This is a genomic window from Alteromonas sp. Cnat2-8 (assembly GCF_022348355.1).
Taxonomy (GTDB): Bacteria; Pseudomonadota; Gammaproteobacteria; order Enterobacterales; family Alteromonadaceae; genus Alteromonas; species Alteromonas macleodii.
In genome coordinates, this window is sequence record NZ_JAKREX010000001.1 from 296,718 (window position 1) to 309,880 (window position 13,163).

The 13,163-nt window shown below is 45.2% G+C and carries 12 protein-coding genes; 3 read left to right on the forward strand and 9 right to left on the reverse strand.

The window, feature by feature from the left end:
- Positions 1-18: 18 nt before the first annotated feature.
- From rseP to rpsB, 8 genes are all read right to left on the reverse strand, one after another.
- Positions 19-1,371, reverse strand: coding sequence for a sigma E protease regulator RseP (gene rseP, locus MHN00_RS01235; protein WP_014948559.1), 1,353 nt, complete (start codon positions 1,369-1,371; stop codon positions 19-21).
- Positions 1,365-2,552, reverse strand: a complete 1,188-nt coding sequence (gene ispC / locus MHN00_RS01240) for a 1-deoxy-D-xylulose-5-phosphate reductoisomerase (protein WP_101563645.1) — start codon at positions 2,550-2,552, stop codon at positions 1,365-1,367. The genes rseP and ispC overlap by 7 nt, the downstream gene beginning before the upstream one ends.
- Positions 2,552-3,415, reverse strand: a complete 864-nt coding sequence (locus MHN00_RS01245; protein ID WP_014948557.1) for a phosphatidate cytidylyltransferase — start codon at positions 3,413-3,415, stop codon at positions 2,552-2,554. Before MHN00_RS01245 ends, ispC begins: the two co-directional genes overlap by 1 nt.
- Positions 3,416-3,469: 54 nt before the next feature.
- Positions 3,470-4,252, reverse strand: coding sequence for a polyprenyl diphosphate synthase (gene uppS / locus MHN00_RS01250; RefSeq protein ID WP_014948556.1), 783 nt, complete (start codon positions 4,250-4,252; stop codon positions 3,470-3,472).
- 9 nt (positions 4,253-4,261) lie between these two features.
- A complete protein-coding gene (gene frr, locus MHN00_RS01255; protein ID WP_014948555.1) occupies positions 4,262-4,819 on the reverse strand; it encodes a ribosome recycling factor in 558 nt (185 codons plus the stop codon).
- Positions 4,820-4,842: 23 nt separating this feature from the next.
- Positions 4,843-5,580: a UMP kinase gene (gene pyrH / locus MHN00_RS01260; RefSeq protein WP_014948554.1), complete on the reverse strand. Its 738-nt coding sequence runs from the start codon at positions 5,578-5,580 to the stop codon at positions 4,843-4,845.
- A 237-nt stretch (positions 5,581-5,817) separates the two neighbouring features.
- Positions 5,818-6,690, reverse strand: coding sequence for a translation elongation factor Ts (tsf, locus tag MHN00_RS01265; protein ID WP_014975850.1), 873 nt, complete (start codon positions 6,688-6,690; stop codon positions 5,818-5,820).
- 121 nt (positions 6,691-6,811) lie between these two features.
- On the reverse strand, positions 6,812-7,543 hold the full coding sequence (rpsB, locus tag MHN00_RS01270; RefSeq protein WP_014948552.1) for a 30S ribosomal protein S2: 732 nt from the start codon (positions 7,541-7,543) through the stop codon (positions 6,812-6,814).
- A 412-nt stretch (positions 7,544-7,955) separates the two neighbouring features.
- On the opposite strand from rpsB, the gene map reads away from it, so the two are divergent.
- The 3 genes from map to dapD all read left to right on the forward strand — a co-directional run bounded on the left by map (position 7,956) and on the right by dapD (position 12,544).
- Positions 7,956-8,750: a type I methionyl aminopeptidase gene (gene map / locus MHN00_RS01275; protein ID WP_014948551.1), complete on the forward strand. Its 795-nt coding sequence runs from the start codon at positions 7,956-7,958 to the stop codon at positions 8,748-8,750.
- A gap of 321 nt (positions 8,751-9,071) precedes the next feature.
- Positions 9,072-11,723, forward strand: coding sequence for a [protein-PII] uridylyltransferase (gene glnD, locus MHN00_RS01280; RefSeq protein ID WP_239299943.1), 2,652 nt, complete (start codon positions 9,072-9,074; stop codon positions 11,721-11,723).
- Complete coding sequence (dapD, locus tag MHN00_RS01285; protein WP_239299945.1) at positions 11,720-12,544, forward strand: 2,3,4,5-tetrahydropyridine-2,6-dicarboxylate N-succinyltransferase; 825 nt, start codon at positions 11,720-11,722, stop codon at positions 12,542-12,544. Before glnD ends, dapD begins: the two co-directional genes overlap by 4 nt.
- Before the next feature lie 130 nt (positions 12,545-12,674).
- On the opposite strand, the gene MHN00_RS01290 is transcribed toward dapD, so the two are convergent.
- The gene (locus tag MHN00_RS01290) at positions 12,675-13,124 is read right to left on the reverse strand and encodes a flavodoxin (RefSeq protein WP_061484989.1); all 450 of its coding nucleotides are present in this window, start codon (positions 13,122-13,124) and stop codon (positions 12,675-12,677) included.
- Between the last annotated feature and the right edge of the window lie 39 nt (positions 13,125-13,163).

A 13,163-nucleotide genomic window follows, 5' to 3' on the forward strand; every position in this document is an offset into this window, starting at 1 on the left:
TGTACTTCCTGATTTGTATCAGGTTATGCGAGCGATATCGTTAAAAATTGCGATACCCATGATCATAAACAGAAGCACGCCACCTATTCTGTAACCCCATTCCTGAACCGCTTCAGGCACAGGTTTGCCTGTGATCCACTCCACGATAAAAAACATGAGGTGACCACCGTCAAGCATGGGCAAGGGTAATAAATTTATTATGCCTAAATTTACGCTTATTAAGGCAAGAAAACTCAAAAAGTACGCAAGTCCATACCCAGCACTTGTTCCCGCACCTTGAGCAATTGAGATAGGCCCACTCAAATTCTTCACTGACACGTCGCCCGTGATGAGCTTACCTATCATTTCGACACTGAGTGTCATAAGACGCCATGTTTTATCTAGCGCCTTCCCAATAGCCTCTATAATGCCATATTGATGCGTAAACACATACCCTTCTGGCCAAGGCTCAAATGTTGGGCTTACACCGAGATATCCACTTTGCCCTTGTGGTGTATCGCGGCGCGCTATCGTGGCATCTAACGTCAGTTGTTGTCCATCCCTTTGTATATCAAGCGAGATATTCTCGCCGGGACTTTCAACAATAACGTCAACTAATCGCTCCCACGATGACAACTTAGCGCCATTTAATGCAAGAAGCTCATCACCGGGTTTTAAACCCGCTTGCTGAGCCGCGCTTCCTTCACCTACAAACCCAACGGTTAACGTTGCATCTGGACGATAAGGGGTTAAGCCTAAGCTGCTTAAAGGAGACTCGCTATCTGGGTCAAAGTTCCAAGAACCCAGTGTAAAAGTCAGTTCTTTTTCAACATTTGACGAATTTTTAACCGTAACATTGGCTTTTTCGGCGCCAATGTTTGAGACTATTTCCAGGTTTACCGCTTCCCAATCAGGCGTATTCCTGTCGCCAACTTTAATAATTTCATCACCAGGTTGCACACCAGCGATAGCTGCGATGCTTTCTGGCTCAACCTGTTTAACTACTGGCTTAACCGTTTCCAGCCCCACCAGATACATCAACCACAGTGCGAAAAACGCAAAAATAAAGTTAACGCCAGGGCCAGCAGCAATAACCGCCATGCGCTGCAAAACGGGTTTATTGTTAAACGCTTTGTCTTCTAACTCAGGCGGTACGTCATCAATGCGTCCATCGAGCATGCGCACGTATCCACCTAATGGGATCATAGCGATGACATATTCCGTGCCTGATTTACTTGTTTTACGCCATATAGGCTTTCCAAAACCAATTGAGAAGCGCTCTACCTGCACACCGCATTTACGAGCCACATAAAAGTGCCCCCACTCATGTACAGCAACCAAAATACCTAAGGCTACAATGAATGCACCAAGGCTCCATAAAAATGCTAGCACTGGAATTTACCTCGAATAATCTCGTTAGCTTTTGCTCTTGCAAGGCTGTCTTGCTCTAGTATTTGCTGAATAGAATTCACCGACACATTGGGCATAGCATTAAGCGTGGCGTCATTTACTTTAGCAATATCGCAAAACTGAATTTTGCCTTCTAGAAAGGCGTCGACAGCCACTTCGTTTGACGCGTTCACTCGTGTTGTTGCACATTGCCCTTCTTTACACGCATCAATAGCCAGCTTCAAATTCGGATAACGCTCAAAACAAGGGGTTTGGAAACTGAAATTGCCAATGTCAGAAAAGTCGAGCGGCGTCACGCCAGCTTCGATTCGCTCAGGATGCGCCAAACCATAAGCAATAGGGGTACGCATATCAGGATTGCCCATTTGTGCGATCACCGAGCCATCAACATATTGCACCATAGAATGAATAATACTTTGCGGGTGAATAACCACATCAATATCATCTGCGCCAGCACCGAACAGCCAACAGGCTTCAATAAACTCCAGCCCCTTGTTCATCATAGTTGCAGAATCGATTGTAATTTTTCTGCCCATCGACCAGTTAGGGTGTGTACTGGCTTCATCGATTGTAATTGACGAGAAGCTATCAAGCGGTCTTTCTCTAAACGGACCACCAGAACCCGTTAAGAGAATTTTACGAATGCCGGATGCGGCAAAGTTACCGTATTCATAATCGTGCGGTAGGCACTGGAATATGGCATTGTGTTCGCTGTCAATAGGAAGAATTTCAGCGCCGCTTTGGTTCGCAGCCTCGATAAATAAAGCACCAGACATGACTAACGCTTCTTTATTGGCAAGCAAAACCCGTTTACCCGCCTTTACTGCTGCCAGTGTGGGTAAAAGCCCTGCTGCACCCACAATGGCTGCCATTACAGCATCAACTTCAGGCGCGCTGGATACTTCTTCCAGCGCCTTAGCACCAGAGAGAATTTCTGCATCCACACCGTACTGAGATGCTAACTCACAGGCTAGTTTGTAGTTAGCGTCATCAGCAATTACCACATAGCGCGGCGCGCATTTCTGGGCCTGCTCCATAAGCAATTCAAGCTGTGAGTTGCCAGTAATAGCAAATACGCGATATTTGTCTGGGTGGCGGTTTATTACGTCGAGTGTATTACAACCAATGGAGCCTGTGGCTCCTAACACTGTTACTGTTTGCATTACGCCATCCAGGTTACATAGCAGAACGCAAAAACAGGGAATGCCGCGGTTAAGCTGTCGATTCTATCGAGTACACCACCGTGTCCAGGGAGAATTTTGCCGCTGTCTTTAATGCCCGCACAACGCTTAAGCATGCTTTCGTTTAAATCGCCAAGGGCGGAAACAGCCACCGTAATACCGCCAATAGCAAGGTGAAGCCAAATACGCGAAGGCTCTACCTGATAGTGAAGGGCCGCAAAAGCGATAATAGCGAATGAAGCTGCAATACCGCCTAACAAGCCTTCTAAACTTTTACCTGGCGATACGTTAGGGCGTAGCTTATGGCGTCCGAATTTTACGCCAACAAAGAATGCACCTATATCTGCAGCCCAAACAATCCCCAGCACATAGAAGATGAGTGAAGCACCGTAGAAAGGATCAACATCGTGCAAGCTCGTACGAAGCGCAACAACCGCTACCCATGTGGGTATAAGCGTAAGTGCCCCAAATAGGGTTCTAACGCTGCGACTGTCTTTCCAGAACTTGGAATATTTGGGATAGGCTAGCACCATAAATAAAGACGCTATCCACCATAATACGGCAACCGTTAATATGGCACGGTATAAACCATGTAATTGGCCTTGATACCAAATCGTGCTGGCATCAACAATAAGAGACAAGGCTATACATATGGCAAAGGCACCTGCCATATAAATGAGCTTTTTAGGACGTTCACATACGCCCGACATATTCGCCCATTCATAAGCGCCAATGCCGACAACACCAGCAATGGCTATTTCAAACCAAAAAATAGGAAGAAAAAGAATAGCGTAAAGCGCCAGTGGCGCGAGGATTAATGCAGTTATTATTCGTTGTTTTAGCATAATTTGCCCTTGGCTATCGTTACCAGGGCAAGCCTGATAATTGCCTGTATGGTGTTAACCATCGGCTGTGACTACCTGTTCACCGGTTAAACCGAAGCGACGTTGGCGAACGTTAAAATCGTCTACGGCCAATTGAAACACGTCTTCGTTGAAGTCGGGCCATAGTACGTCGGTAAAGTACAACTCTGCATAGGCACATTGCCACAGCAAGAAGTTGCTAATACGGTGTTCGCCACCTGTGCGAATAAGAAGGTCTAACTCAGGAAGGTTAGCTGTTGAAATGTGCGCATTCAGTGCGTCTTCACAGATGCTTTCCACATCAAGTTCGCCACTTTTCACTTGCGTAGCAAGCTGCTTAGCCGCGTTTACAATGTCCCATCTACCACCGTAATTTGCGGCGATATTCAAGACCAAATCTTTGTTGTCTTTGGTCATGTCTTCAGCTTTACGAATTTTTTCGACCAGCTTGGCATCAAACGCCTCAACATCACCAATAACCTGTAGACGTACACCATTTTTGTGTAGTCTTTTTGCTTCACTATTGAGGACAAGATTGAACAGCTCCATTAAGACACTGACTTCTTCCTCAGGACGTTTCCAGTTCTCACTTGAAAACGCGAATAGCGTAAGTGATTCAATACCGTTTTGACGTGCAAAGCGCACAACAGAACGAACAGACTCTACCCCGGCTTTATGACCAAAGGTACGAATTTTCCCTTTCTTTTGCGCCCATCGACCATTGCCATCCATAATGATTGCAACGTGCTTCGGGCCAGCAGATTCTGCTGGCACCTCTGCTTTTGTCGATTTGGCTGCGCTTAAACGCTTTCCAATCATAATACTTACTTATACTTCCATTAGTTCTTTTTCTTTGTCAGCAAGCATGCTGTCAACTTTCTTAATGAAATCGTTAGTAATAGATTGAATGTTCTCTTCAGCAGCGCGGCTCTCATCTTCACTGATTTCTTTTTCTTTAAGAAGATCTTTGATGTCACCGTTCGCGTCGCGACGGATGTTACGGATAGCGACACGACCACCTTCTGCTTCGTTGCGAACAACGCGAATAAGGTCTTTACGACGCTCTTCAGTAAGTGGAGGAAGTGGAATACGAATTGAACCACCTGCACTCATTGGGTTTAAACCTAGGTCAGACTGCATAATGGCCTTTTCTACCGCTTGAATGGCGCTTTTATCAAACACAGTTAACGCTAGAGTACGACTGTCTTCTGCAACAACGTTAGCCACTTGCTTTAGCGGCGTGTCTACGCCGTAATAAGGTACCATGATGCCATCTAGAAGGCTTGGATGCGCACGACCAGTGCGAATTTTGCTGAATTGGCCCTTTAAAGAAACTAGGCTTTTTTCCATGCGCTCTTGCGCATCTAATTCAATTTCATCAATCACGATTTGTATCCTATTGTTCTTAATTAATCGTTGTCAGCGTGGCGAATAACAGTACCTTCTTTTTCGCCCATCACAACACGCTTCAGGCAACCTGGCTTATTCATGTTGAATACGCGAATTGGCAAGCTGTGATCGCGCGCCAAAGTAAACGCTGACAAGTCCATCACTTTAAGTTCTTTTTCTAGTACTTCTTGATAAGTCAGTTCTTCATAAAGCGTTGCTTCTGGGTTTTTCACCGGATCATCGCTGTAAACACCATCAACTTTTGTCGCTTTCAATACCGCATCGGCTTCAATTTCGATGCCGCGTAAGCAAGCCGCTGAGTCTGTAGTGAAGAAAGGATTGCCCGTACCCGCAGAGAAGATAACAACGCGGCCTGACTTAAGAAGGCTAATAGCTTCGGCCCAGTTGTATGCATCGCACACGCCATTAAGTGGGATAGCTGACATCATACGAGCATTTACAAATGCACGATGAAGCGCGTCGCGCATGGCTAAGCCATTCATAACGGTAGCTAACATTCCCATGTGATCGCCAACAACGCGGTTCATTCCCGCTTTTGCTAAGCCTTCGCCACGGAACAAGTTACCACCACCGATAACAAGACCAACTTGAACACCAAGTTCAACCAGCTCTTTAATCTCTTGTGCCATTCTATCTAGCACTTTAGGGTCTATGCCAAAGCCTTCCGCCCCCATTAGGGCTTCACCACTAAGCTTTAACAAAATGCGTCGGTATGCTGATTTTGGTGTGATACTCATAGTTTGAATTGTCCTCGTAAACCCGTTTTGTCCTATGTCTTTCGACAAGCCACTGATGTAAAAAACATAGGACAAAGCGCTTTCGTTTGTCAGGCAGGCGCGTACTTAATCTCGCCTAGCTTCACACTTACGCATTGCAATGGCAACACTAAAGACGTTCAGCTATAAAAAAGCACCTCCTAAGAGGTGCTTTGTAGTTTATCTAACTATTGCTTAATGCAAAAGATAAACACTCAATTATTTCTTAGCAGCAGCCATTTGAGCAGCTACTTCAGCAGCGAAGTCTTCAGTCTTCTTCTCGATACCTTCACCAACTTCGAAACGTACGAAGTTGATTACGTCTGCGCTGTTGTTCTTAAGAAGCTCAGCAACAGAGATTGAAGGATCTTTAACGAAAGGCTGACCAGTCAAGCTCACTTCGCCAGTGAACTTCTTCATGCGGCCTGCAACCATTTTCTCAGCGATATCAGCTGGCTTACCAGACTGGATAGCGATTTCGATTTGGATTTCTTTCTCTTTCTCAACAACTTCTGCTGGAACGTTTTCAGGCTTAACGAACTGCGGGCTTGCAGCTGCAACGTGCATTGCAACGTCTTTCGCAAGCTCTTCGTCACCACCAGTAAGAATAGAGATAACACCAATACGGCCGCCGTGTACATACGCGCCTAGTGTATCGCCTTCAACGTTGATAACGCGACGAGGAGAGATGTTTTCGCCGATTTTAGCAACAAGTGCATCACGCGCTTCGCTAACTTTAACGCCGTTCATGTCTGCGTCGTTAAGCGCTTCGATGTCGTTGATGTTGTTAGCAGCAGCTACTTCTAGTAGCTCGTTACCAAACTTAAGGAAACCTTCGTCACGTGCTACGAAGTCAGTTTCACAGTTTAGTTCAAGCATAGTCGCACGACCTGCTTCAACCTTAGTAAGGATTACACCTTCAGCTGCGATACGGCCTGCTTTTTTAGCCGCTTTCGCTTGGCCTGATTTACGCATGTTTTCAATGGCTAACTCAATGTCACCATCCGTTTCAACCAGGGCTTTTTTACAATCCAGCATACCTGCGCCAGTACGTTCGCGCAGTTCTTTAACTAGTGCTGCAGTCACTGCCATTTTTCAATTCCTCAGCATTAAATATAAATTCGTTAGGTAAAAGGGGCGATGTCGCCCCTCTCAATACGTTTCGTATTGTAGTACTGCCATATTATTAAGATATGACAGTAAGCAATCAGAATTACTCTGCTGCTTCTACGAAGTCGTCTTGCTCAGCTTGTACTTCAAGGTTGCTTTCGCGACCTGAGTTGATAGCGTTTGCAGCAGCATCCAAGTAAAGTTGGATAGCGCGGATAGCATCGTCGTTACCAGGGATGATGTAATCAACACCGTCTGGGTTAGAGTTAGTATCAACAACACCAACAACAGGAATACCTAGGTTACGAGCTTCTGTTACAGCAATGTGCTCGTGATCTGCGTCGATAACAAAGATCGCGTCTGGAAGACCGCCCATGTCTTTGATACCGCCAAGGCTGTTTTCAAGCTTGTCCATTTCGCGCTGAAGCATAAGTGCTTCTTTCTTAGTTAGCTTCTCAAACGTACCGTCTTGGCTTTGCTGCTCAAGATCTTTAAGACGCTTGATTGACTGACGTACTGTTTTCCAGTTAGTCAGCATACCACCTAACCAACGCTTGTTTACGTAGTACTGGTCGCACTTAAGAGCAGCATCTTTAACTGCTTCGCCAGCTGCGCGCTTAGTACCAACGAAAAGGATTTTACCTTTCTTAGACGCAACACCTGAAAGGTAGTTAAGTGCGTTGTTGAAAAGTGGAACCGTTTTTTCAAGGTTGATGATATGAACTTTGTTACGAGCGCCGAAGATGAAAGGCTTCATCTTTGGGTTCCAGTAACGAGTTTGGTGACCGAAATGCACACCTGCTTTCAGCATGTCACGCATAGAAACATTAGCCATTTTATTTTCCTCTTGGGGTTAGGCCTCCATATACCCCTTGTATCGATTCAGACCAACCTAAATTGAACTGAACACCCCGATACGAAGTGTCGGTATATGTGTGTTTTAATAAAATAAATTTACCCTCTAAAACGGTGCCAAATGCACGTGGCAAAATGAGCTTTCCGTCAGGGCGCGCGCTTTATACCACAATACCACCTAAGCCTCAAGTTTTGAGGGTAAAAAGCGACAATTTGAAGTATTTAGGTTAAAGAAAGTATAGAACCCTTAATGAGCTCGCTTTCCACCTCTGCCTTTAGCAGATAAAAACCAACAATATCATCACCTTACTAAGAATGACCTGAATAGTGTTATAATGCGTAAGTAATCAAAATTCTTCATCAAACTAGTTTCAAACGATTTGAGAGGCGCTGTGACAGCTATTATCAAAACCCCAGAAGAAATCGAAAAAATGCGCGTAGCCGGTAAATTGGCAGCCGAAGTGCTTACTATGATAGGGCCTTACGTAAAGAAAGGCGTTACCACTGATGAGCTAAATACTATTTGCCACGACTACATTGTAAATGAGCAAAAAGCGGTACCTGCGCCTTTAAACTACGGCCACCCGCCTTTTCCAAAGTCTATCTGTACGTCGGTAAACCACTGTATTTGCCACGGTATTCCTTCTGACAAGAAACTGAAAGACGGCGACATCATTAATATCGACGTGACAGTTATTAAAGATGGCTATCATGGCGATACGTCAAAAATGTTTGTGGTGGGTAAGCCTTCTATTCTTGCAGAACGCCTAATTCGCGTTACCCAAGAATGCTTGTACAAAGCTATTGAACAAGTGAAACCGGGCATGCGTCTTGGCGATATCGGTCATATTTGTCAAACCCATGCTGAAGCGCATAACTATTCAATAGTTCGTGAATACTGCGGCCACGGTATTGGCGCTAGTTTCCACGAAGAACCACAAATTGTTCACTACGGTAAGCCAGGGACGGGTGATGTGTTAGAGCCAGGCATGTGCTTTACCATCGAACCTATGGTAAACGCAGGCAAGCGCTACTCCAAAGTGCTACCAGACCAATGGACTGTGGTAACTAAAGACAGAAGTTTAAGCGCCCAATGGGAGCACACCCTATTGGTCACTGAAACCGGCGTTGAGATTCTTACGCTTCGCGAAGAAGAAACCTTGGAACGCATCATTTCTCACGGATAAATCGACTTCGACAATATTGATAACGTTTCGAATAATCGCGTTAAAAATATGATTTCAGAAGATTGAGTCTATCGAATTATGCAAAGCAGCCGTTGAATTCGCGGCTGCTTTTTTATTGGCTCGTTAGCTCAAATTCCAACTATCAAAGTTCGGCATCGTGTGCCCACTCCCCTCATATTTACTGCGCTACACACCTATAACAAAAAACCATAAATATTCACAATTCAACCTAACTTATGCATTAATTTGCTACTGCGAACTACTAGCAATTCATGCTATTGTTCTTAGCGTCTAAAAAGAAGTCTATTTCAAAGGTGTATTTTGACGCTGCAATCACTGATAAAGAATATCGACACAATTAGCTCTGTTGATGAAATCCCCGCCATTAAATCGTGCGTGGAAGCCAGTTATGCCTGGATAACGGAGTCCTTCGACGCTACGCCGGTTAATCAACTCGTTACCGGTCGTGCACAGTTCGTCGATGCATTGCTTTGTCATCTTTGGCAACTTTATGGTTTAGATACCGTCGATGAATTATCGCTTTGCGCCGTTGGTGGTTACGGCCGTGGTCATCTGCAACCTCATTCAGACATCGATTTACTCATAGTTAGTAAAAAGAAACTTAAGCCCGATGTACAAGAAAAAATTGGCATGTTCATCACCCTTTTATGGGATATCAAATTAGATGTTGGCCAGTCAGTTCGCACTATCAAAGAAACGGTTAAGCTAGCAAAAGACGATATTACGATTGCGACCAATTTAGTGGAAAGCCGATTACTTTGCGGCAGTGAAGCCACCTTTGATAAATTGTGGGATGAAGTTAACGGTCGAAACTCATGGTCGAGCAAAGCGTTTTTCTCTGCCAAGTATGACGAGCAAAAAAAACGCCACGCCAAATTCAACGGTACCGCTTATAACCTTGAACCTAACATCAAAGAAAACCCCGGGTGTTTGCGCGATATTCAATCTATTGGCTGGGTCGCCAAAAAGCATTTTAAAGAATATGACGGCTGGAATTTAGTAGGCCACGGCTACTTTACAGAACAAGAGCACAGTGAATTAATTGCTTGTCGCATGCACCTTTGGAAAATGCGTTGTGCACTACATCTGGTTGCAGGCAGAAGCGAAAACCGGCTGCTGTTTGATTACCAACCTGACGTTGCAAAAATGATGGGGTATGGTGAAGAAGGTAAATCGTCTGTCGAAAAAATGATGCGGGACTTTTTCCGCACAGTGGCGCGGGTGTCTGAACTGAATCAAATGCTGCTTCAGCGCTTCAAGTACGACATGCTGAACCAAAGCGTTCAGAAAAGCGTGATCATAAACGAAGATTTCGAGCTGCTCGATAATATGATATCGCCACGACACGAAACCGTATTCTCCTCTCCCGAAGCAATCTTGGACTTTCTGCATTTGGTGGCCAACACGCCAGAAGTACAAGGCCTCAGTACGATTTGCATACGTCAACTGCGCAACGCTCACCGCGCTTTTGAAGCAGAATACTATGTTGAGCGCCCGCTGTGCCGCGAAAAATTCATGCGCTTAATGAAACAGCCTGAGTTCTTTGATTTTGCATGGGACATCATGCATCAATACGGCATTTTACAAGCTTATCTTCCTGAATGGGATGCCATTGTAGGTATGATGCAGTTCGACCTGTTTCACGCCTACACGGTGGACGAACACACTCACCGATTGGTGAAGCACGTTAACTACTTTTTCTCAAAGGCAAATAAGGACTTCCCGCGCTGCGGCAGAATTTGTAAAAACCTCGATAAACCAGAAGTGCTTTATATCGCTGCTATTTTCCACGATATCGCCAAAGGTAGAAATGGCGATCATTCTACATTAGGCGCCCAAGATGTAGCAAAGTTCTGTCAGCAACACGATGTTCCCAGCGACGATGCTGAAATGATTGCATGGCTTGTAGAAAACCACCTACTGATGTCAGTGGTAGCCCAACGCCGCGATATTTATGACCCAGACGTTATAAGCGAGTTTGCTGGCGCGGTAAGAAGCCACAATCACCTTAATTTGCTTTATACGCTAACCCTTGCCGATATTCGTGCCACCAATGACAACCTTTGGAACGACTGGAAAGCATCTTTACTTCGCGAATTATATTTAATGACGCAAAAGGCATTGGATAATGGACTACAGTGTCAAGTAACATTGAACGAGCGAGTAACTACTCACAAACACCAAGCAAGGCAAATTTTGCAAGAGCGCGCTATTGAGCCTGTTGCTATTGATGCATTGTGGGCCCGCCTGGACGACGATTACTTTGTTCGCTTTAAGCCTACTCAAATCGCGTGGCATACTGATGAAATTATTAAAGCTCAGAATGAATGGCTTACACCAGAGCACGATGGCCTGTTAGTAAAAGCAAATGATAACAGTGCGAAAGGTGGCACTGAGGTGTTTGTTTACGGCAAAGATAGAAAAGCATTGTTTGCGCAAGTCGCGTCAGTGCTGGACAGTCGCAACTGTTCAATTCACGACGCCCACGTTACCGTGACCAGAGATGGCTATGTGTTCGATAGCATGCTTATTCTTGAAAATGACGGCAGTCGTATAAGCTCAGAGTCTCGCATTGCGTCCATTGAAAATGCTATTTCTGCCCAACTTGAAAAGCCGGGGCGTTCGCACGAAAATAAGCGTAAATTGCCTCGGCAAATGAAACAACTTGATGTGCCTACTAAGGTACGCTTTTTCAATATCAACGATGAAGCCACGCTTATTGAGTTAGAAGCCCTAGACGCTCCGGGCATTTTAGCTAAAATTGGTCACGCATTCGTTGATACTAATATGACGCTTAAGCTTGCGAAAATTGCCACCATTGGTGAGCGAGCCGAAGATATTTTTATCGTCAGCAATGAGGCTGGCAAAGCATTAACCCAAGAACAACAGGTGAACCTTAAAAAGCGTATCCTGTTCAAACTCGACCAACTTGAAGATATCACAATACCATGAATGAATTGAAAGCCATCATTGAAGACGCCTTCGAAAATCGCGATAGCATTAGCCCTTCATCTGCACCTAATGAAGTAAGAGATGCAGTAGCACAAGCTATTGACCTTTTAAACACAGGTAAAGCGCGCGTTGCAGAAAAAATTGCTGGCGAATGGGTAGTACATCAATGGCTTAAAAAAGCTGTTCTACTTTTCTTCCGTCTTCACAACAACGATGTGATTGAAGGCGCCGAAAGTAAGTTTTATGACAAAGTACCGCTTAAGTATACAAACTATACTGCTGAACAGTTTGCGGCTGACGGCGCGCGTATTGTTCCACCAGCAGCGGTACGTACGGGTACATTCGTAGGCAAGAACGCGGTTGTTATGCCTTCTTACGTAAACATTGGTGCGTTCGTTGACGAAGGTACTATGGTTGATACATGGGCGACAGTAGGCTCGTGTGCGCAAATTGGTAAGAATGTTCACCTTTCAGGTGGCGTGGGTATTGGCGGCGTATTAGAACCACTTCAGGCTAACCCCACCATTATTGAAGATAACTGCTTTATCGGCGCGCGTTCTGAAATCGTAGAAGGCGTGATTGTTGAAGAAGGTTCTGTTATCTCAATGGGCGTTTACATCGGTCAGAGCACTCGTATTTATGACCGCGAAACCGGTGAAGTTCACTATGGCCGTGTACCAGCAGGTTCAGTAGTCGTGGCGGGTAACCTGCCAAGCGCAGATGGTAAATACAGCCTTTACGCCGCTATCATCGTGAAGAAAGTAGATGCGAAGACCCGCGCGAAAGTAGGTATCAACGCGCTACTTCGCGGCGTAGAATAAGCAGTATTTCTGGCTTATCGCTAACGGCTCGGGTTAATTTCAATTAGCTGAGCCACATGCTGAAAGACTCACAAATTAAAAGAGGCGCTTATGCGCCTCTTTCTTTTCGTAATCAGGACACTCCTAAGACTTAAGCCAACAGCTTATCTTTAATGGTGTTAACCCACTCTACTACGTCTTTTTCGGGCTCTAGGGTTTCAATCGCGTCAACCTCTAACATATCGGCAACTGCGTTACCTTGTAGCTCGGTCAGTAACGCTTGAAACTGTTTACCCGCACCACAGAAACTATCGCCATAGCTGCTATCGCCTAGCGCTGCTACCGCGAATGGCTTGCCGGTTAGCATAGGCGATTCGTCTTTCAGATCTGAAAACACAAACTCAAGGTTTGGTGGTACATCGCCCTGCCCTGTTGTAGAGGTAATGATCAAAAGTGCGTCAGCATCAGTAAAATCTGCAACCGACGGGTCGCTTTCTAGTGAGCAATCCACTCCCTGTTCAGCTAAGTTCTCTTCCACCTGCTCAGCTACGTGTTGCGCATTGCCGTAAACTGTACCCGCAATAATTTTCAATGTTGCCATTTTTACCTCTTAAACCAATGATCGTCGCCTTTGTCGACA